Here is a 20,267-nt window from a genome sequence, read left to right as displayed (position 1 = left end):
ATATTTAGAATAATAGTCGCGTTATTTTTTACGCTGCGTATAAATCGCATCCATCACGAAAATCGCCAGCGCGACCCAGATAAACGCAAATGTCACCATCTTATCCGCGCCCGGCACTTCGCCATAAAACGTCACCGCCAGTAAAAACATCAGCGTTGGGCCGATATACTGGAAAAAGCCCAGTGTAGAAAGACGCAGACGCGTAGCCGCTCCGGTGAAGCACAGCAGCGGAATCGTAGTGACCACACCCGCCGCCATTAACAGCAAGTTCAACGATAGTGCGTTTTGCCCCATATGGCTGGTAGGGCTATCGGCGATGCCAAACAGATAAATCGCGGCGACCGGCAACAGCCATAGCGTTTCAACCAGCATACCCGTCTGCGCTTCAACGGCGATCTTCTTACGCACCAGGCCGTAAAACGCAAAACTAAACGCCAGCCCCAGCGCGATAATCGGCAGCGAGCCAAAGGTCCAGAGTTGCACCAGCACGCCGCACACCGCCAGAATCACCGCCAGCCACTGCATTCGACGGAAGCGTTCGCCAAGAAAAATCATCCCCAGCAAGATGTTAACCAGCGGATTAATGAAATAACCCAGGCTGGCCTCCAGCATATGGTGATTATTTACCGCCCAAATGAACAATAGCCAGTTACCGCCGACCAGTACGGCGGACAGGGCCAGCAGGAAAATCTTCTTTGGCGTTTTCAGTAAGCGCTTAACCTGTCGCCACTGCCGGCTGACGCTAAGCAGCGCCACCATAAAGAAAAATGACCAAATCACGCGGTGCGTCAGGATCTCATCTGCGGGAACGTAATAGATCAGCTTGAAATACGCGGGGGCGATCCCCCAAATAAAATAGGCGGCAAGAGCGAGTAATACGCCCTGCCGTGTTTGTTTTGCGTCCATCCGGAAAACTCGTATCTGAAGTGTAACAACAGTTTACCTGCTTTTATCCCACCATATAAGTAGCGGTGGCGCTGGCGATGTACAGCTGATCTTCATTGTGTAATTCCACGCGGGCGACGGCCACTTTATTCCCTGCGCGCAGCAGGCTACTGGTGGCCGTAAAGCGGTTGCCTCTGCCCGGACGCAGGTAATCGACGCGCAGGTCAATCGTTCCCATCCGCGACAGGCGCTGGCGTAGTTCATCTTCGCTGATGGTTTCGTGGCGAGTTAGCGTGCTGCCGACGCATACCAGTCCGGCGGCGACATCCAGCGCAGAGGCGATCACGCCGCCGTGTAAAATGCTTTGCACCCAGTTGCCGACCATCATCGGCTGGTTGTTGAAGGCCAGTTGGGCGAACGCTTTTTCATAGCGTTCCAGCTCCAGCCCTAACGCCCGATTAAACGGCATGTGGTAGACAAACATTTCACCCACTAATTTCAGAGCTTGTTCAGCGGTAAGTACAGCGGACATAGATTCCTGACACCTCATTAGTTAATGAAATGTTGATATTATGCTTCTTAATTGTTGTTTTCTACTTTAAGAAGGGATAACTAACGGCTATGTGTGTAAATATGTAAAAATGGTTGGCAGAGAATGATTCAAGCTGAAAATACTTCGTCAGGAGAACGTCAAGAATGCGGGCGATTTTGAGAGGGTTGTTGCCAGCCACGCTACTGCCATTAGCGGCATATGCACAAGAAGCTACGATAAAAGAGGTTCATGATGCGCCTGCAGTACGGGGAAGTATCATCGCTAACATGCTACAGGAGCATGATAACCCTTTTACGCTTTACCCTTATGACACGAACTACTTGATCTACACGAACACCAGCGATCTGAACAAAGAGGCCATAAGTACCTACAACTGGTCTGAAAACGCACGTAAAGATGAAGTGAAATTTCAGTTGAGCCTGGCGTTTCCGCTGTGGCGCGGAATACTGGGGCCGAACTCGGTACTGGGCGCTTCCTATACGCAGAAATCCTGGTGGCAGCTTTCCAACAGTAAAGAGTCTTCGCCGTTTCGCGAAACCAACTACGAACCGCAGCTTTTTCTTGGTTTTGCTACCGATTATCGCTTTGCCGGCTGGACGCTGCGCGACGTAGAGATGGGCTACAACCATGACTCTAACGGACGTTCGGACCCCACCTCGCGTAGCTGGAACCGTCTGTATACCCGTCTGATGGCCGAAAACGGTAACTGGCTGGTAGAGGTCAAACCGTGGTACGTGATTGGCAGTACCGATGATAATCCGGACATCACCAAATATATGGGTTATTACCAGCTTAAAATCGGTTATCACCTGGGCGAGGCGGTATTAAGCGCCAAAGGCCAGTACAACTGGAATACAGGCTACGGCGGCGCGGAAGTTGGATTAAGCTATCCGGTCACTAAACATGTCCGGCTTTATACCCAGGTGTACAGCGGCTATGGCGAATCGCTGATCGACTATAATTTTAATCAGACACGTGTCGGCGTCGGCGTGATGCTTAACGATATCTTCTGATTGGATTGTGTTTTAAACATTGCAGTTTCTCTCGCAGGCGCTGAAAATAGCGCCTGTTTTGATTTATGGTGAACGGGGTTAATGTGGCGCAGGCGGAAGTGTTGAATCTGGAATCAGGGGCCAAACAGGTTTTGCAGGAAACCTTTGGCTACCAACAGTTTCGCCCGGGTCAGGAAGCGATTATTGATACTGCGCTCTCCGGTCGCGACTGTCTGGTCGTCATGCCCACCGGCGGCGGCAAATCTCTGTGCTATCAAATCCCCGCGTTGTTGCTGGACGGGTTGACTGTCGTCGTTTCGCCATTAATCTCGTTGATGAAAGACCAGGTCGATCAGCTACTGGCGAACGGTGTGGCGGCGGCGTGCCTGAACTCCACTCAAAGCCGCGAGCAGCAGCTTGAGGTGATGGCGGGGTGCCGTACCGGACAGATTCGTCTGCTGTATATTGCGCCGGAACGCCTGATGCTGGACAACTTTCTTGATCATCTGGCGCACTGGAATCCGGTATTGCTGGCGGTGGATGAAGCGCACTGTATCTCGCAATGGGGACATGATTTCCGTCCGGAATATGCGGCGCTCGGTCAGCTTCGCCAGCGTTTTCCCGCTTTGCCGTTTATGGCATTGACCGCCACCGCCGACGACACCACGCGCCAGGATATTATTCGTCTGCTTGGGCTTAACGATCCGTTAATCCAGATTAGTAGCTTTGACCGACCGAATATCCGCTACATGCTGATGGAGAAGTTTAAGCCGCTCGACCAGTTAATGCGCTATGTTCAGGAGCAACGCGGCAAATCGGGTATCATCTACTGTAACAGCCGGGCGAAAGTGGAAGATACCGCTGCGCGCTTGCAAAGTCGCGGCATTAGCGCGGCGGCCTATCATGCGGGGCTGGAAAACGCTATTCGCGTCGATGTGCAGGAAAAATTTCAGCGCGACGATCTGCAAATCGTGGTGGCGACCGTCGCTTTTGGAATGGGCATAAACAAACCTAACGTACGTTTCGTCGTGCATTTCGATATCCCGCGCAATATTGAATCCTACTATCAGGAAACGGGCCGCGCCGGGCGCGACGGACTGCCTGCGGAAGCCATGCTATTTTACGATCCGGCTGATATGGCCTGGCTACGTCGTTGTCTGGAAGAGAAACCAGCCGGACAGCTTCAGGATATTGAACGGCATAAACTGAATGCGATGGGCGCTTTTGCTGAAGCGCAAACCTGCCGCCGCCTGGTATTGCTTAATTACTTTGGCGAAGGCCGACAAGAACCGTGCGGCAACTGCGATATCTGTCTCGATCCGCCCAAACAATATGATGGCTTAAACGATGCCCAGATTGCGCTTTCTACCATTGGTCGGGTTAACCAGCGTTTTGGCATGGGCTACGTTGTCGAGGTGATCCGCGGCGCGAATAACCAACGCATCCGCGATTTCGGTCATGACAAACTCAAGGTTTATGGCATGGGACGCGAAAAGAGCCATGAGCACTGGGTGAGCGTGATTCGCCAGCTCATTCATCTGGGGCTGGTAATGCAAAATATTGCGCAGCACTCCGCATTACAGTTGACGGATGCCGCGCGTCCGGTACTCCGTGGAGACGTTCCGCTAAAGCTTGCGGTGCCGCGCATCGTCGCCCTCAAACCCCGCGTGATGCAGAAATCGTTCGGCGGTAATTACGATCGCAAATTGTTCGCTAAGTTGCGCAAGCTGCGTAAAGCTATCGCTGATGAAGAGAATATCCCGCCGTATGTGGTCTTTAACGACGCCACGTTGATAGAAATGGCGGAACAGATGCCGGTTTCCGCCAGCGAGATGTTAAGCGTTAACGGGGTTGGGATGCGCAAACTGGAGCGCTTCGGGAAAGAATTTATGGCGCTCATCCGCGCGCATGTCGATGGTGATGACGAAGAGTAGTCAGCCCGGCAAAAAAGTGCCAGGATGGTGACTCACTGAACTATTTCCCCGCGAGCCATTTTTATGATGATGCTATTTTTCACCGTGGCAATGGTGCACATCGTTGCGCTAATGAGCCCCGGCCCCGACTTTTTCTTCGTGTCTCAAACTGCTGTCAGCCGTTCGCGTAAAGAAGCGATGATGGGCGTACTGGGCATCACCTGCGGCGTGATGGTATGGGCGGGCGTGGCGCTGCTTGGCCTGCATCTCATCATCGAAAAAATGGCCTGGCTGCATACGATCATTATGGTAGGCGGCGGCCTGTACCTGTGCTGGATGGGCTATCAGATGCTGCGCGGCGCGCTGAAAAAACAGGATGCGGCGGCGTCTTCTCCGCACATTGAACTGGCGCAGAGCGGGCGCAGCTTTCTCAAAGGGCTGCTGACCAATCTGTCGAATCCTAAAGCGATTATCTATTTTGGTTCCGTTTTTTCACTTTTTGTCGGCGATAACGTCGGCGCTGCGGCGCGCTGGGGTATTTTCGCGTTAATCACCCTGGAAACGCTGGCCTGGTTTACCGTAGTCGCCAGCCTGTTCGCGCTGCCGAAAATGCGCCGTGGCTATCAGCGTCTGGCGAAATGGATTGATGGCTTTGCCGGCGCTCTGTTTGCGGGCTTTGGTATTCACCTGATTATTTCGCGCTAATTTACCTCCGGGCCGGATAAACATCATCCGGCACGACTATCACGCGTGTCTTGCCGACGCCAGGAGCGCGCCTACCAGCATAAACAACGAACCAAACGCTTTATTCAGCGCCTTCATCTGCTTTGGTCCTTTAATCCAGGCGGCAATGCGCTGCGCCAGTGTGGCGTAACCGGTCATCACAACCATATCCACCACAATCGTGGTGACGCCGAGAATGAGGTACTGCGCCAGTTGCGGTTGCTGCGGCATGATGAATTGCGGAAACAGGGCGGCAAGAAAGACAATACTTTTGGGATTGGTTAGATTGACAAATATCGCCCGTTTGAACAGCCGACCCCGCGATTGCGTCTGGGCGAGGGTATGCAGATCGATAGCGCCTGCGGCGCGCCATTGCTGGATACCCAGCCAGATAAGATAAGCCGCGCCAGCCCATTTCAGAATTTCAAAAGCGAGGAGCGAGCGCGAAAAGAGCGTACCCAGTCCGACGCCCACCAGTACGATATGTATCCCCAGCCCGGTCTGGAGTCCGGCGATAGAAGCCACTGCGCCACGATATCCATGGTTGATAGACGTCGTCATGGTATTGATGGCGCCTGAACCCGGAGAAAGACTCAGCAGAGTTGAGGTCAGTAGATAGGCGAACCACCATTCAAAGGTCATGCGAAACTCCCTGGTTGTCTGTTTTTGTGCCACAATACGCTACTGCCGCTGTGTTGTGTCAGGCACGACGCAAAAAACGATTTTACCTGGTAAACGAGGCCGAAAACCCGATGTTTCAGCAGCAAAATGACTGGGAAACAAGAGAAAATGCGTTTGCCGCTTTTGCTATGGGGCCGCTGACCGATTTCTGGCGTCAGCGGGAAGAGGCGGAGTTTATCGGCGTGGGTAACATTCCGGTGCGCTTTGTCCGTTTTCGAAATGATTCCAACGATCGGACGATCGTCATTTGTCCTGGCCGCATTGAGAGTTATGTAAAATACGCTGAACTGGCGTATGACCTTTTTCATCTCGGTTTTGATATCTTCATCATCGACCACCGTGGTCAAGGGCGCTCCGGGCGGATGTTATCGGACCCGCATCGGGGTCATGTCGATCATTTTAACGATTATGTTGAGGACTTAGCGGCGTTCTGGCAGCAGGAAATTGAGCCGGGGCCGTGGCGTAAGCGTTATATCCTGGCGCACTCAATGGGGGGCGCGATAGCCACCCTGTTCCTGCAACGCCATCGTGTGCGGTGCGACGCTATTGCGCTCACCGCGCCGATGTTTGGTATTGTGATACGCTTGCCTTCCTTTATGGTGCGCCATATTCTCGACTGGGCCGAAGGGCACCAGCGTATCCGTGAAGATTACGCTATTGGTACCGGTCAGTGGCGGGCGTTGCCGTTTGGGATGAATGCGCTGACCCACAGCCGCCAGCGTTATCAGCGCAACTTACGATTTTATGCCGACGAGCCGCAGCTGCGCGTTGGCGGCCCCACCTGGCATTGGGTACGCGAAGGCATTCTGGCGGGTGAGCAGGTACTGGCTGGGGCGAGCGATGACACGACGCCTACGCTACTGATTCAGGCGGAAGAAGAGCGGGTAGTGGATAACCGCACCCACGATCGTTTTTGTGAAATTCGCGCCGCGGCGGGATACCCTTGTGAAGGGGGAAAACCGCTGGTTATCAAAGGCGCGTACCATGAGATCCTTTTTGAAAAGGACGCCATGCGCTCAGTCGCGCTTAACGCCATTGTTGAATTTTTCAACAAGCCTAATTTATCCAGCGGAAATCGCTTTGCTTAGAGGTTAAATTTTATTATGTATCAGGTTGTTGCGTCTGATTTAGATGGCACGCTGCTCTCCCCCGACCATACGTTGTCCCCTTATGCCAAAGAGACTCTGAAGCTGTTGACCGCACGCGGCATCCATTTTGTCTTTGCCACTGGTCGTCATCATGTCGATGTAGGGCAAATCCGCGATAATCTTGAAATCAAGTCTTACATGATCACCTCCAACGGCGCGCGAGTGCACGATACCGACGGGAATTTGGTTTTTACGCATAATCTGGACAGCGACATTGCCAGCGACCTGTTCGGGGTGGTGAATGCGAACCCGGACATCGTGACTAACGTTTATCGCGACGACGAATGGTTTATGAATCGTCATCGCCCCGATGAAATGCGTTTTTTCAAAGAGGCGGTATTTAACTACTCGCTGTTTGAGCCTGCGCTGCTGGAGCCGGAGGGCGTCAGCAAAGTGTTTTTCACCAGCGACACTCATGAAAAGTTGTTGCCGCTGGAGCAGGCGATTAACGCGCGCTGGGGCGATCGGGTAAACGTGAGCTTCTCTACGCTAACCTGTCTGGAAGTGATGGCGGGCGGAGTGTCGAAAGGTCATGCGCTGGAAGCGGTCGCTCAGGCGATGGGGTACAGTCTGAAAGAGTGTATCGCCTTTGGCGACGGAATGAACGACGCTGAAATGCTCACGATGGCGGGCAAAGGCTGCATCATGGGCAATGCGCACCAGCGTCTGAAAGACCTGTATCCCGAACTTGAGGTGATCGGCATCAACGCGGATAACGCCGTGCCGCATTACCTGCGCGATCTTTTCTTACGCTGATGTGATTGTTTGTTAGTTGACCAGTTGTCAACTTCACTCTCCGCTACAATGGGTGTTCCCTGTTTTAAGAGACATCCATTGTGGCGCTACTCATCATTACCACTATCCTGTGGGCTTTCTCCTTTAGTTTATTTGGCGAGTATCTTGCCGGGCATGTCGATAGCTATTTCGCGGTGCTGATACGCGTTGGGCTGGCGGCGCTCGTTTTTCTGCCGTTTTTGCGTACTCGCGGGCACAACCTAAAAACCATCAGCCTGTATATGCTGGTGGGGGCGATGCAGCTTGGCATCATGTATATGTTGAGCTTCCATGCTTACCTCTACCTGACCGTATCCGAACTGCTGTTGTTTACCGTTCTGACGCCGCTCTATATCACGCTGATTTACGATGTGATGAGTCAGCGTCGTTTGCGCTGGGGCTATGCATTTAGCGCGTTGCTGGCGGTGATTGGCGCCGGGATTATTCGCTACGATCGCGTGACCGACCATTTTTGGGTCGGTTTGCTCCTGGTGCAGCTTTCTAATATCAGTTTCGCTATCGGAATGGTGGGGTATAAACGTCTGATGGAGACCCGTCCCATGCCGCAGCACAACGCCTTTGCGTGGTTCTATCTGGGGGCGTTTTTGGTGGCGGCGGTGGCGTGGTCGCTGTTGGGGAACGCGCAAAAGCTGCCGGAAACCACGCTGCAATGGAGCATTCTGGTGTTTCTCGGCGTGGTGGCGTCAGGCATTGGCTACTTTATGTGGAACTATGGCGCTACCCAGGTAGACGCCGGGACGCTGGGTATCATGAATAACATGCATGTTCCCGCAGGACTGCTGGTTAATCTTGCCATCTGGCATCAGCAGCCCCACTGGCCAAGCTTTATTACAGGCGCGGCTGTGATCCTGGCTTCGCTGTGGGTGCATCGAAAATGGGTCGCTCCGCGCTCCGCACAAACGGCAGATGATCGCAGGCGTGATCCCGCGTCGAGCGAATAAACGCCTCGGTCACCGCCTGACGCTGGTCGCCGTCGCGCACGGCGGCATACAGGCGGCTCCACAGACCATCGCCAAGGGTTTTGGTCACCACCAGACCCTGGCGCTCAACGCTTTCCACCACCCAGTGCGGCAGGGCGGCAATACCCATTCTGGCCGCCACCATCTGAATCAGCAGTAGCGTATTATCCACGCTTTTCAGCAGCGGACTGATACCCGCCGGTTGCAGGAAATGTCGCCAGACATCCAGTCGGCTGCGCTGCACCGGGTAAATCAACAGCGTTTCGCTGGCTAAATCTTCCGGCGTAATCTGCGTTTTGCTGGCCAGCGGATGGTCGGGCGCCAGCACCAGTCGGACTTCAAAATCAAACATCGGCGAATAATGCAGTCCGCTACGCGGCAAAATATCCGACGTCATCACCAAATCCAGCTCGCCTTGTTGCAAGGCCGGTTGCGGATCAAAAGTGACGCCGGAGGTGAAATCCATTTCTACCTGCGGCCAGCTTGCACGGAAGTTTTCCAGCGCCGGGGTCAGCCACTGAATACAGCTATGACATTCAATAGCGATGCGCAGACGAGTTTGCTGCGGTTCGTTGCACGCCTGCAGCGCACGGCTGATTTGCGGCAGCACTTGGTTTGCCAGTTGCAGCAGAACTTCCCCCTGCGGCGTAAAGCGCAGCGGCTGGCTTTTACGCACGAACAGGCGGAAGCCAAGGCGTTGTTCCAGATCGCTGAACTGATGAGACAGAGCGGATTGGGTCTGGTGCAGCACCGCCGCCGCGGCAGCCAGCGATCCACTATTCCGCAATGCCTGGAGTGTTTTCAGATGTTTAATTTCGATCATGAAAGTCCTTCACTTCGCCATGAACAAATTGCGCTTGAGGAATATACAGTACCTTTACATTATGGATGTGTAAACATCCAGACGTCTAAAACTCGTCATATTTCGACTTGCAGATGCGTTGGCTTCCTTGCTTACCCCAGTCACTTACTTCAGTAAGCTCCTGGGGATGCGCTGTGTCGCCGCCTTCCTGCAAGCCGAACTATTTAGAGTTTTACTTTCAGATTCAATAAAATAAGAGAGGAAGTAAAATGACAATATTGACTCATACCCTCGGTTTTCCTCGCGTTGGCCTGCGTCGCGAGTTGAAAAAAGCGCAAGAGAGCTACTGGGCGGGGAACACAACGCGTGAAGCGTTACTGGCGGTGGGGCGCGAACTGCGCGCGCGTCACTGGGAGCAGCAGAAACAAGCGGGTATTGACCTGTTACCGGTAGGCGACTTTGCCTGGTACGACCATGTTCTGACCACCAGCCTGCTGTTAGGCAATGTGCCGGCTCGTCATCAGAACAACGACGGTTCCGTGGACATCGACACTCTGTTCCGCATTGGCCGCGGTCGCGCGCCAACCGGCGAACCGGCGGCGGCAGCGGAAATGACCAAATGGTTTAATACTAACTATCACTACATAGTACCGGAGTTCAGCAAAGGCCAGCAGTTCAGACTCACCTGGACACAGTTGCTGGAGGAAGTGGACGAAGCGCTGGCGCTGGGGCATAAGATCAAACCCGTACTGCTGGGGCCTGTCACGTATCTGTGGCTGGGTAAAGTGAAAGGCGAGCCGTTTGACCGCCTGACGTTGCTGAAAGACATTTTGCCGGTGTATCAGCACGTACTGGCTGAACTGGCAAAACGTGGTATTGAGTGGGTCCAAATTGATGAGCCAGCGCTGGTGCTGGAACTGCCGCAGGCGTGGCTGGATGCCTTCAAACCGGCTTACGACGCGCTCGCCGGCCAGGTGAAGCTGTTGCTGACGACCTATTTTGAAGGCGTGACGCCAAACCTGGACACTATTATCGCGCTACCGGTACAGGGGCTACATGTTGACCTCATTCATGGCAAAGATGATGTAGCGGAACTGCATCAACGTCTGCCGGTCGACTGGCTGCTCTCCGCAGGCTTGATTAACGGGCGTAATGTCTGGCGCGCCGATTTGACCGAAAAATACGCGCAGATTAACGCCATTGTGGGCAAACGCGCGCTGTGGGTAGCATCCTCCTGCTCTTTGCTGCACAGCCCGATCGATCTCAGCGTCGAAACGCGTCTGGATACGGAAGTTAAAAGCTGGTTTGCCTTTGCGCTGCAAAAATGCGGTGAACTGGCGTTGCTGCGCGATGCGCTGAACAGCGGCGAAACGGCGGCGCTTGAGGAATGGAGCGCACCGATTCAGGCTCGTCGTCACTCCCGCCGCGTACATAATGCCGCGGTAGAAAAACGCCTGGCGGCGATCACCGCGCAGGACAGCCAGCGTGAGAATCCGTATGAGGTGCGCGCTGAAGCGCAACGCGCCCGCTTTAAACTTCCCGCCTGGCCGACGACGACTATCGGTTCGTTTCCGCAAACCACGGAGATTCGCGGTCTGCGTCTGGACTTCAAAAAGGGCAACCTCGACGCGAACCACTACCGCACCGGCATCGCCGAACATATCAAACAGGCTATCATCGAGCAGGAGCGTTTAGGGCTGGATGTGCTGGTACACGGCGAAGCCGAGCGAAACGACATGGTGGAATACTTCGGCGAGCATCTGGACGGCTTCGTCTTTACCCAGAATGGTTGGGTGCAAAGCTATGGCTCCCGCTGTGTGAAACCGCCGGTAGTGATTGGCGATATCAGCCGTCCGGCACCGATTACCGTGGAGTGGGCGAAATATGCCCAGTCGCTGACCGACAAGCCGGTAAAAGGGATGTTGACCGGCCCGGTGACTATTCTTTGCTGGTCATTCCCCCGCGAAGACGTGACCCGCGAAACGATTGCGAAACAGATTGCGCTGGCGCTGCGTGATGAAGTCGCGGATCTGGAGGCGGCGGGGATCGGGATTATTCAGATTGACGAACCGGCGCTGCGTGAAGGTTTACCGCTGCGTCGCAGCGACTGGGACGCCTATCTGGAATGGGGTGTGGAAGCCTTCCGCATCAACGCGGCGGTGGCGAAGGATGAAACCCAGATCCACACCCACATGTGTTACTGCGAGTTCAACGACATTATGGATTCGATCGCCGCGCTGGACGCGGATGTGATCACCATTGAGACCTCCCGCTCGGATATGGAGTTGCTGGAGTCGTTCGAAGCGTTCGACTACCCGAACGAAATCGGGCCGGGCGTGTACGATATTCACTCGCCGAACGTGCCGAGCGTCGAGTGGATTGAAGCCCTGCTGAAGAAGGCGGCACAACGTATTCCGGCACAACGCCTGTGGGTGAATCCGGACTGCGGTCTGAAAACTCGCGGTTGGCCGGAAACCCGCGCGGCGTTAGCGAACATGGTCAAAGCGGCGCACAATCTGCGTCAGGCGAAATAACCCATCCTGGCCGCTGCGTTTATCCGGCAGCAATGCGGCGCTACCCTTTGACGGGTAGCGCCCGTGCCTGACCTGATTAACAGCGCCTCTATCTCCTCTTTTTTCTCATTTCCCTTTTTCTTATTTTCCGCGCTGTCTTTTTCAGGATCTGGCTATTTGGCGATCTTGATAATAAAAAGGTTCTCCGTATGAATGACAACCAGGCGGATAGCGTCCCCGGAAGCAGAGCGGCGGCTTTTATTGCCTCGCAGATCGTTTTTCCTGTCATGATCGCCCAGCGCTCTCATAGCACAAAACGAGGTTTTCCATTCTGTTATGTTCCCTGGCGACGATAAACGTCGCATTGTCTCATGGCGCTGGTGAACCTTATTTTTTAACGGAGATGTCTGACATGGCGGTAGCAGGTTGTCACGTAATGGCCAAACCCGGCGGCGCGATCTGCAATATTGATTGCACATATTGCTTCTATCTTGAAAAAGAGGCGCTGTACCCGGAACGCAATAAAAACTGGCGGATGTCGGACGAGACGCTGGAACAATTTATACGCCAGCATATTGCCGCGCAGAGTGGCGACCGCATTGACTTTGCCTGGCAGGGCGGCGAACCGACCATGATGGGGCTACCGTTTTTCCGTCGGGTTGTCGCATTATGTGAAAAGTACGGCGATGGGCGAAAAATCACTCATGCGTTGCAGACGAACGGCATCCTGGTGAATGACGAGTGGGCGCGCTTTTTCGCTGAACAGCATTTTCTCATCGGTCTCTCTATCGACGGCCCGGCGTCGTTACACAACCACTATCGGTTTAATCGCGCTGGAAAAGGAACTCATGAACAGGTCGTCGCAGCCATGGCGCGGCTTAAAGCGCACCATGTCGACTTTAATACCTTAACCGTCGTGGGAAAACATAACGTCGGTCATGCAGCAGACGTCTACGAATTTCTTCTGGCGGCGGGATCGCGTTTTATTCAGTTTATCCCGCTGGTAGAGCGAATGAGCACCGATAACTCATCGGTACTTAATCTGGTGATGCCCGGCGAAAGCGCGGCGACGCTGGCGCCATGGACGGTACCGTCGTGGCAATATGGCGAATTTCTCAACCAGATCTTTGATATCTGGGTTCGTCGCGACGTAGACCGCGTCTATGTGCAGATGTTTGACGTGGCGTTAGCCGCCTGGACGGCGCAGCAGCCGGTACTGTGTGTACATTCCGAGACTTGTGGACATGCCTTCGCGTTGGAGTCGAACGGCGATCTCTACAACTGCGACCACTTTGTCTACCCGGAGCATCTGCTGGGAAATATCCACCAGCACAGCATCAAAGCCTTAAATAATAGCGAGCGGGCTATTGCCTTTGGCGAGGCCAAGCGGGAGACCCTGACCGCCGATTGTCGTCGCTGTGACTACCGCTTTGTATGTCATGGCGGCTGTCCTAAGCATCGCTTTGCCGTCTCGCCGTCTGGTCATCCTGCGCATAATTACTTGTGTGCGGGCTATAAGCATTTTTTCCAGCACGTTACGCCGTATATGAATGTCTGGCGGGAGCTGCTGGCGCAAGGCTATCCGATGGCATCGATCATGCGCTGGCTGGCGCAGGACGCGCGTAAAGACACAGGAGCCGTCAGTCGTAACCATCCCTGTCCCTGCGGCAGCGGCAAAAAATATAAAAAATGCTGTGGTAAAGCATAGCTAACGTGGCGATGACGCTTTGTTGAGCCTACACCGACTCCGGTCTCGTAGGCCCAACAAACATCGTAATGCGCTGTGGTTAGCCTTTTTTCCCACCGTACTGCGCGAACCATTCCAGCATTCTTTGCCAGCCGTCTTTCGCTGAGGCTTCGTGGTAGCCCGGACGATAATCGGCATTAAACGCGTGCCCTGCATCGGGATAGACCACGATTTCCGCCTTCGCATTAGCGGCGCGTAGCGCCTGACGCATGGTTTCCACGCTCTCCTGTGGAATACTGGTATCCTGCCCGCCGTATAAACCCAGTACCGGCGCGTTAAGATCGGTGGCGATATCAACGGGATGCTTCGGCGAATTGAGTGACGTGTCGCCCACCAGCTTGCCGTACCATGCTACCGCCGCTTTTAACTGTGGGTTGTGCGCGGCGTACAGCCAGGTAATCCGGCCTCCCCAACAAAAACCGGTGATCATCAGCCGATGCGCATCCCCGCCGTTGCGCGAAGCCCAACTGGCGACGTGATCCAGGTCGGCAAGGACTTGCGAATCGGGTACTTTAGCCACCAGCCCGCTCAATAATGTGGGTATATCGGCGAAATCATTGGGGTCGCCTTCGCGGAAATAGAGCTCCGGCGCGATAGCGAGATAGCCTTCCAGCGCCAGTCGTCGGCAAATATCGCGAATGTGTTCATGTACGCCAAAAATTTCCTGTACCACAATGACCACCGGCAGCGCGCCGTCGCTCGCTTTTGGTCTGGCGTAATAGGCGGGCATATCGTCGCCCTGAGAGGGAATCGACGTTATCCCCGCGCTAATGGCCCCATCAGGCGTATGAATCATCGTAGGGGCAAGTGGGGAGGCTGCAGGTGCAAAGCCGGATGGATGTGTCGTTGTCATGGTATTCTCCGTACCCTTAAAAAATAGCGCAATCTTAACTATAGACAGTGTGTAACAAACCACATTGCCTTAAAGCGGCTATCTTTTGTGCAATGCCTGGCGATATTGATTATTTATTGTGATGAACATCACTTTTTAATGGTAAGCGAGTGCAATTGTTTTACGTCATAGTGATGGCTGTCACGAAAATATCTTTATGCCTTAGGTAAAGTGTCTCTTTGCTTCTTCTGACAAACCCGATTCACAGAGGAGTTTTATATGTCCAAGTCTGATGTTTTTCATCTCGGCCTCACCAAAAACGATTTACAAGGGGCCCAGCTCGCCATCGTCCCTGGCGATCCTGAGCGTGTGGAAAAGATCGCCGCGCTGATGGATAAGCCGGTTAAGCTGGCATCTCACCGCGAATTCACCTCCTGGCGCGCTGAGCTGGATGGCAAAGCAGTTATCGTTTGCTCTACCGGTATCGGTGGCCCGTCTACCTCTATTGCCGTGGAAGAACTGGCGCAACTGGGTATTCGTACCTTCTTGCGTATCGGCACCACGGGGGCTATTCAGCCGCACATTAACGTCGGCGACGTTCTGGTAACGACCGCATCCGTACGTCTGGATGGGGCGAGCCTGCATTTTGCGCCGATGGAATTCCCGGCGGTTGCCGACTTTGCCTGCACCACTGCGCTGGTTGAAGCCGCGAAATCGATTGGCGCCACGACTCACGTTGGCGTAACCGCCTCTTCCGACACTTTCTATCCGGGTCAGGAACGTTACGACACCTATTCTGGCCGCGTTGTTCGTCGCTTCAAAGGCTCTATGGAAGAGTGGCAGGCGATGGGCGTGATGAACTACGAAATGGAATCCGCTACGCTGTTAACCATGTGCGCAAGCCAGGGTTTACGCGCAGGTATGGTGGCGGGCGTTATCGTCAACCGTACCCAACAAGAGATTCCGAATGCGGAAACGATGAAACAAACTGAAAGCCACGCGGTGAAAATCGTCGTGGAAGCGGCCCGTCGTCTGCTGTAATTCTCCTCTCTTTTGCAAAGGCCGACGCGTTCGGCCTTTTCTTTTTGCGTGGCGCCTCGCAGGAAATCCCTTTTAAACTGGACGTTTATACAGCACAATTCTATTTTGTGCAGGACAGTGTGGTTCCAGGAGAGGTGTTGTGGATATTACTCTTATGATAAGCGCCGTCGTGGCGCTGGCGGCTGGGGCGGTGATTGGCTGGCTGGCGACGAAAGCGCACGCCGATCAAATCCGCGCCGATCTTATCGAAGAACGGCGTGAGCTGGATATCGAACTTAGCGCGGCCCGGCAGCAATTAGCGCAAGAAGCGCACTGGCGCAGTGAATGCGAGTTACTTAATAACGAACTGCGTAGCCTGCACAGTATTAATACCTCTCTGGAAGCCGATCTGCGTGAAGTCACGACCCGTCTGGAAGCGACTCAGCAACACGCGGAAGACAAAATCCGTCAGATGATCAACAGCGAACAGCGTTTAAGCGAGCAGTTTGAAAATCTGGCGAACCGTATCTTTGAACACAGTAATCGTCGCGTAGACGAACAAAACCGACAAAGCCTGAATAGCCTGCTGACGCCGCTGCGTGAGCAACTGGACGGTTTTCGCCGCCAGGTTCAGGAGAGTTTTGGCAAAGAAGCGCAGGAGCGGCATACGCTGGCGCACGAAATTCGTAATTTGCAGCAGCTTAACGCGCAAATGGCGCAGGAAGCGATCAACCTGACGCGCGCCCTGAAAGGGGACAATAAGGCGCAAGGAAACTGGGGCGAAGTTGTGCTGGCGCGGGTGCTGGAGGCATCCGGACTGCGTGAAGGCTACGAATACGAAACCCAGGTCAGTATTGAGAACGATGCGCGCTCACGGATGCAGCCGGATGTCATCGTCCGCTTGCCGCAGGGCAAAGATGTGGTCATCGACGCTAAAATGACGTTGGTCGCCTACGAGCGTTACTTTAACGCTGAAGATGACTACACGCGCGAGGCCGCTTTACAAGAGCACATCGCCTCGGTGCGCAATCATATTCGCTTACTGGGGCGTAAAGACTACCAGCAGCTTCCCGGCCTCCGCTCGCTGGACTATGTTCTGATGTTTATCCCCGTAGAACCCGCTTTCCTGCTGGCGTTAGATAAACAGCCCGAACTGATAACCGAGGCGCTGAAAAATAACATTATGCTGGTAAGCCCCACGACGCTGCTGGTGGCGTTACGGACAATCGCCAACCTGTGGCGCTATGAACACCAGAGCCGCAATGCGCAGCACATCGCAGACAGAGCCAGTAAGCTCTACGATAAAATGCGGTTGTTCGTTGATGATATGTCAGCGATCGGTCAGAGTCTGGATAAAGCGCAGGATAACTACCGCCAGGCGATGAAAAAACTTGCGTCGGGGCGTGGCAACGTTTTGGCGCAGGCGGAGGCCTTCCGGGGGCTAGGCGTGGAAATCAAACGCGAGATTAATCCGGATTTAGCGGAACAGGCCGTTACGCAAGATGAAGAATATCGTTTACGATCGATCCCTGAAGGGCGGCAGGATGAACATTATCCCAATGATGAACGGGTGAAGCAGCAGTTAAGTTAACCCATACGGAGTAGTTTAGTCCTGGCGCAGAGTAGGGCAAATTGGCCCAATCTGTTACACTTCTTGAACATTTTTATCGATAAGCAGGCACTGAGATGGTGGAAGATTCACAAGAAACGACGCACTTTGGCTTTCAGACCGTCGCTAAAGAGCAGAAAGCTGACATGGTGGCCCACGTTTTTCATTCTGTGGCGTCAAAGTACGATGTGATGAATGACTTAATGTCATTTGGCATTCATCGTTTGTGGAAGCGCTTCACCATTGATTGCAGTGGCGTGCGTCGTGGACAAACCGTTCTCGATTTAGCGGGTGGTACGGGCGATCTTACCGCGAAATTTTCACGTATGGTCGGGGAAACTGGCAAAGTTATCCTGGCGGATATTAATGATTCCATGCTCAAAATGGGGCGTGAGAAGCTGCGTAATATCGGCGTGATCGGCAACGTAGAGTATGTGCAGGCGAATGCCGAAGCTCTGCCTTTCCCTGATAATACGTTTGATTGCATTACCATTTCGTTTGGTTTGCGCAATGTAACGGAAAAAGAAAAAGCGCTGCGGTCAATGTTCCGTGTGTTGAAACCCGGCGGACGTTTACTGGTGCTTGAATTTTCCAAGCCTATCATTGAGCCGCTGAGTAAAGCGTATGACGCCTATTCTTTCCATATTTTACCGCGTATTGGCTCGATGGTCGCAAACGATGCGGATAGCTATCGGTATCTCGCGGAATCCATCCGTATGCATCCCGATCAGGATACCTTAAAAGCCATGATGCAGGACGCCGGATTTGAGAGCGTGGATTATTACAATCTGACGGCGGGCGTTGTGGCATTGCACCGTGGTTATAAATTCTAGGAGGGTGGAATGCCTTTTAAACCCTTAGTGACCGCAGGAATTGAAGGTCTCCTCAATACGTTTCTGTATCGTTCGCCAGCGCTGAAATCAGCCAGAACGCGCTTACAGGGAAAAGTACTGTGTGTGAAACTAAAGGGATTTTCGATGCCATTAGTCCTGGTATTCAGTGAACGCCAGGTTGATGTGCTGGGGGCATGGGAAGGCGAAGCGGACTGTACGGTAATCACTCAAGCTAGCGTTTTGCCAAAACTACGCGATCGTCAGCAGTTGGCCACGCTTATTCGCAGCGGCGAACTGGAAGTGCAGGGCGATATTCAGGTCGTGCAAAATTTTGTGGCGCTCGCCGATCTCGCCGAATTCGATCCTGCGGAGCTGTTGGCGCCATACACGGGTGATATTGCGGCGGAAAGTATCGGTAAGGTCGTGCGTGGCGGGGCTAAATTCCTGCGCCACGGGTTTCAACGCCAGCAGCGTTATGCCGCTGAAGCGATCACTGAAGAGTGGCGTATGGCGCCTGGCCCGCTGGAAGTCGCATGGTTTGCCGAAGAAACCGCGGCTGTTGAGCGCGCCGTAGATTCTCTGACCACACGGCTGGAAAAACTGGAGGCCAAATGACGCCAGGTGAAGTACGGCGCCTATATTTCATCATCCGCACGTTTTTAAGCTACGGCCTTGATGAACTCATCCCCCGAATGCGTCTTACACTGCCACTCCGATTATGGCGCTATTCGCTGTTCTGGATGCCAAACCGGCATAAAGATAAATTGCTGGGTGAACGATTAAGACTGGCGTTGCAAGAGCTGGGACCGGTCTGGATCAAATTTGGTCAGATGCTCTCCACGCGCCGTGACCTGTTCCCGCCGCAAATCGCCGATCAGCTCGCTTTGCTCCAGGATAAAGTCGCGCCATTCGATGGTCGGCTGGCGAAAGCCCAGATTGAAGAGGCGATGGGGGGGCTACCTGTCGAAGCCTGGTTTGACGACTTTGATATCCAGCCTTTAGCGTCGGCGTCAATCGCCCAGGTACATACCGCGCGATTGAAATCAAACGGTAAAGAAGTGGTTATTAAGGTCATTCGCCCGGATATTTTGCCGGTAATTCAGGCAGACCTGAAACTGATTTATCGCCTTGCTCGCTGGGTACCACGCCTGTTGCCGGATGGGCGTCGTCTGCGCCCGACGGAAGTGGTGCGTGAGTATGAGAAAACGCTGATCGATGAGCTGAATCTGCTGCGGGAATCGGCCAACGCGATTCAGTTACGCCGCAATTTTGAAAATAGTCCCATGCTGTATATCCCGGAGGTGTACTCCGATTACTGTAGCCAGAACATGATGGTGATGGAGCGGATATACGGCATTCCTGTTTCGGATGTGGCGGCGCTGGAAAAGAACGGCACCAACATGAAACTGCTGGCGGAACGCGGGGTTAAAGTTTTCTTCACCCAGGTTTTCCGCGACAGCTTTTTCCATGCGGACATGCATCCGGGAAATATTTTTGTCAGCCATGAACACCCTGAAAACCCGCAATATATCGGCATTGACTGCGGTATCGTCGGGTCGCTAAACAAAGAAGATAAGCGTTATCTGGCTGAAAACTTTATCGCGTTTTTTAATCGCGATTACCGAAAGGTGGCAGAACTGCATGTCGATTCAGGCTGGGTTCCGCCAGATACCAACGTTGAAGATTTTGAGTTTGCCATCCGCACCGTCTGTGAACCTATCTTTGAAAAGCCGCTCGCGGAAATCTCGTTTGGTCATGTGTTGTTAAACCTTTTCAATACAGCGCGTCGATTTAACATGGAAGTCCAGCCGCAACTGGTGTTGTTGCAGAAAACATTATTGTATGTTGAAGGGGTTGGGCGGCAACTTTATCCTCAGCTTGATTTGTGGAAAACGGCGAAGCCGTTTCTTGAGTCCTGGATCAAAGATCAGGTGGGTATTCCGGCTCTCACGCGGGCTCTTAAAGAAAAAGCGCCGTTCTGGGTCGAAAAAATGCCAGAAATACCTGAACTGGTGTACGACAGTTTGCGCCAGGGCAAATATTTACAGCACAGTGTTGATAAGATTGCGCGCGAGTTACAGGTAAACCATGTGCGCCAAAGTCAGTCTCGTTATTTATTGGGAATTGGCGCAACGCTGTTACTGAGCGGGTCATTCTTACTCGTCAACCGCCCTGAATGGGGATTGATGCCTGGCTGGCTCATGGTCGGCGGCGTAGTTGTCTGGCTGGTTGGCTGGCGTAAAACTCGTTGAGATTTTTTAT

At 53.6% G+C, this 20,267-nt stretch carries 18 protein-coding genes; 13 read left to right on the top strand and 5 right to left on the bottom strand.

Annotation, left to right across the window (positions count from 1 at the left end):
• Window positions 1-21: 21 nt before the first annotated feature.
• Both rarD and yigI read right to left on the bottom strand, forming a co-directional pair.
• A complete protein-coding gene (rarD, locus tag QEN31_RS23070; protein WP_000339080.1) occupies window positions 22-906 on the bottom strand; it encodes an EamA family transporter RarD in 885 nt (294 codons plus the stop codon).
• A gap of 43 nt (window positions 907-949) precedes the next feature.
• Window positions 950-1,417 carry an acyl-CoA thioesterase YigI gene (gene yigI / locus QEN31_RS23065; RefSeq protein WP_327258365.1) on the bottom strand — a complete coding sequence of 156 codons (468 nt, stop codon included), beginning with the start codon at window positions 1,415-1,417 and terminating at the stop codon, window positions 950-952.
• Between the two features lie 164 nt (window positions 1,418-1,581).
• On the opposite strand from yigI, the gene pldA reads away from it, so the two are divergent.
• The 3 genes from pldA to rhtC all read left to right on the top strand — a co-directional run bounded on the left by pldA (window position 1,582) and on the right by rhtC (window position 5,048).
• Window positions 1,582-2,451, top strand: a complete 870-nt coding sequence (pldA, locus tag QEN31_RS23060; protein ID WP_001201692.1) for a phospholipase A — start codon at window positions 1,582-1,584, stop codon at window positions 2,449-2,451.
• Between the two features lie 83 nt (window positions 2,452-2,534).
• Window positions 2,535-4,364: an ATP-dependent DNA helicase RecQ gene (gene recQ, locus QEN31_RS23055; protein WP_001526553.1), complete on the top strand. Its 1,830-nt coding sequence runs from the start codon at window positions 2,535-2,537 to the stop codon at window positions 4,362-4,364.
• Between the two features lie 63 nt (window positions 4,365-4,427).
• Window positions 4,428-5,048: a threonine export protein RhtC gene (rhtC, locus tag QEN31_RS23050; protein WP_000980080.1), complete on the top strand. Its 621-nt coding sequence runs from the start codon at window positions 4,428-4,430 to the stop codon at window positions 5,046-5,048.
• A 39-nt stretch (window positions 5,049-5,087) separates the two neighbouring features.
• Here rhtC and rhtB read toward each other — a convergent pair whose 3' ends face one another.
• Window positions 5,088-5,708: a homoserine/homoserine lactone efflux protein gene (gene rhtB / locus QEN31_RS23045; protein WP_000142528.1), complete on the bottom strand. Its 621-nt coding sequence runs from the start codon at window positions 5,706-5,708 to the stop codon at window positions 5,088-5,090.
• Window positions 5,709-5,818: 110 nt separating this feature from the next.
• On the opposite strand from rhtB, the gene pldB reads away from it, so the two are divergent.
• From pldB to QEN31_RS23030, 3 genes are all read left to right on the top strand, one after another.
• Entirely contained in the window at window positions 5,819-6,835 is a 1,017-nt protein-coding gene (pldB, locus tag QEN31_RS23040; RefSeq protein WP_000487685.1) for a lysophospholipase L2, read from the top strand.
• A 15-nt stretch (window positions 6,836-6,850) separates the two neighbouring features.
• Complete coding sequence (yigL, locus tag QEN31_RS23035) at window positions 6,851-7,651, top strand: sugar/pyridoxal phosphate phosphatase YigL (protein WP_000285338.1); 801 nt, start codon at window positions 6,851-6,853, stop codon at window positions 7,649-7,651.
• A gap of 80 nt (window positions 7,652-7,731) precedes the next feature.
• Window positions 7,732-8,631, top strand: a complete 900-nt coding sequence (locus tag QEN31_RS23030) for a carboxylate/amino acid/amine transporter (protein WP_001196257.1) — start codon at window positions 7,732-7,734, stop codon at window positions 8,629-8,631.
• Here the strand turns inward: QEN31_RS23030 and metR are convergent.
• The gene (metR, locus tag QEN31_RS23025; protein WP_000569786.1) at window positions 8,519-9,472 is read right to left on the bottom strand and encodes an HTH-type transcriptional regulator MetR; all 954 of its coding nucleotides are present in this window, start codon (window positions 9,470-9,472) and stop codon (window positions 8,519-8,521) included. The two genes, QEN31_RS23030 and metR, sit on opposite strands and share 113 nt — an antisense overlap.
• Before the next feature lie 248 nt (window positions 9,473-9,720).
• Between metR and metE the strand changes: the two genes are divergently transcribed.
• Together metE and QEN31_RS23015 are read left to right on the top strand one after the other, a co-directional pair.
• The gene (metE, locus tag QEN31_RS23020) at window positions 9,721-11,985 is read left to right on the top strand and encodes a 5-methyltetrahydropteroyltriglutamate--homocysteine S-methyltransferase (RefSeq protein WP_000154192.1); all 2,265 of its coding nucleotides are present in this window, start codon (window positions 9,721-9,723) and stop codon (window positions 11,983-11,985) included.
• A gap of 343 nt (window positions 11,986-12,328) precedes the next feature.
• The gene (locus QEN31_RS23015; RefSeq protein WP_000017936.1) at window positions 12,329-13,672 is read left to right on the top strand and encodes an anaerobic sulfatase maturase; all 1,344 of its coding nucleotides are present in this window, start codon (window positions 12,329-12,331) and stop codon (window positions 13,670-13,672) included.
• A 79-nt stretch (window positions 13,673-13,751) separates the two neighbouring features.
• Here the strand turns inward: QEN31_RS23015 and QEN31_RS23010 are convergent, their stop codons facing one another.
• On the bottom strand, window positions 13,752-14,564 hold the full coding sequence (locus tag QEN31_RS23010) for a dienelactone hydrolase family protein (RefSeq protein WP_000213959.1): 813 nt from the start codon (window positions 14,562-14,564) through the stop codon (window positions 13,752-13,754).
• A gap of 258 nt (window positions 14,565-14,822) precedes the next feature.
• Here QEN31_RS23010 and udp point away from each other — a divergent pair, with 258 nt between their 5' ends.
• The 5 genes from udp (at window position 14,823) to ubiB (ending at window position 20,257) form a co-directional block, all read left to right on the top strand.
• Window positions 14,823-15,584, top strand: a complete 762-nt coding sequence (udp, locus tag QEN31_RS23005) for a uridine phosphorylase (RefSeq protein WP_000045169.1) — start codon at window positions 14,823-14,825, stop codon at window positions 15,582-15,584.
• A 139-nt stretch (window positions 15,585-15,723) separates the two neighbouring features.
• On the top strand, window positions 15,724-17,154 hold the full coding sequence (rmuC, locus tag QEN31_RS23000; protein WP_000355562.1) for a DNA recombination protein RmuC: 1,431 nt from the start codon (window positions 15,724-15,726) through the stop codon (window positions 17,152-17,154).
• 95 nt (window positions 17,155-17,249) lie between these two features.
• Window positions 17,250-18,005 (top strand): bifunctional demethylmenaquinone methyltransferase/2-methoxy-6-polyprenyl-1,4-benzoquinol methylase UbiE, encoded by a 756-nt coding sequence (gene ubiE, locus QEN31_RS22995; protein WP_000229009.1) that lies wholly within the window; start codon window positions 17,250-17,252, stop codon window positions 18,003-18,005.
• A gap of 9 nt (window positions 18,006-18,014) precedes the next feature.
• Entirely contained in the window at window positions 18,015-18,620 is a 606-nt protein-coding gene (gene ubiJ / locus QEN31_RS22990; protein WP_001116086.1) for a ubiquinone biosynthesis protein UbiJ, read from the top strand.
• Window positions 18,617-20,257, top strand: a complete 1,641-nt coding sequence (gene ubiB, locus QEN31_RS22985) for a ubiquinone biosynthesis regulatory protein kinase UbiB (RefSeq protein WP_000187559.1) — start codon at window positions 18,617-18,619, stop codon at window positions 20,255-20,257. Before ubiJ ends, ubiB begins: the two co-directional genes overlap by 4 nt.
• Window positions 20,258-20,267 lie beyond the last annotated feature (10 nt).

The organism is Salmonella sp. SA15303 (assembly GCF_029962125.1).
GTDB lineage: Bacteria > Pseudomonadota > Gammaproteobacteria > Enterobacterales > Enterobacteriaceae > Salmonella > Salmonella enterica.
The sequence above is the reverse complement of the archived record's forward strand: the minus strand, read 5'-3'. Positions and strand labels throughout refer to the sequence as shown.

Coding starts and splice junctions, on each gene's coding strand:
- pldA (WP_001201692.1), top strand. CDS start 1,582: ATGCGGGCGATTTTGAGAGGGTTGTTGCCAGCCACGCTACTGCCATTA.
- QEN31_RS23010 (WP_000213959.1), bottom strand. CDS start 14,564: ATGACAACGACACATCCATCCGGCTTTGCACCTGCAGCCTCCCCACTT.
- yigL (WP_000285338.1), top strand. CDS start 6,851: ATGTATCAGGTTGTTGCGTCTGATTTAGATGGCACGCTGCTCTCCCCC.
- rhtB (WP_000142528.1), bottom strand. CDS start 5,708: ATGACCTTTGAATGGTGGTTCGCCTATCTACTGACCTCAACTCTGCTG.
- ubiB (WP_000187559.1), top strand. CDS start 18,617: ATGACGCCAGGTGAAGTACGGCGCCTATATTTCATCATCCGCACGTTT.
- ubiJ (WP_001116086.1), top strand. CDS start 18,015: ATGCCTTTTAAACCCTTAGTGACCGCAGGAATTGAAGGTCTCCTCAAT.
- ubiE (WP_000229009.1), top strand. CDS start 17,250: ATGGTGGAAGATTCACAAGAAACGACGCACTTTGGCTTTCAGACCGTC.
- yigI (WP_327258365.1), bottom strand. CDS start 1,417: ATGTCCGCTGTACTTACCGCTGAACAAGCTCTGAAATTAGTGGGTGAA.
- udp (WP_000045169.1), top strand. CDS start 14,823: ATGTCCAAGTCTGATGTTTTTCATCTCGGCCTCACCAAAAACGATTTA.
- metE (WP_000154192.1), top strand. CDS start 9,721: ATGACAATATTGACTCATACCCTCGGTTTTCCTCGCGTTGGCCTGCGT.
- metR (WP_000569786.1), bottom strand. CDS start 9,472: ATGATCGAAATTAAACATCTGAAAACACTCCAGGCATTGCGGAATAGT.
- rarD (WP_000339080.1), bottom strand. CDS start 906: ATGGACGCAAAACAAACACGGCAGGGCGTATTACTCGCTCTTGCCGCC.
- pldB (WP_000487685.1), top strand. CDS start 5,819: ATGTTTCAGCAGCAAAATGACTGGGAAACAAGAGAAAATGCGTTTGCC.
- rhtC (WP_000980080.1), top strand. CDS start 4,428: ATGATGATGCTATTTTTCACCGTGGCAATGGTGCACATCGTTGCGCTA.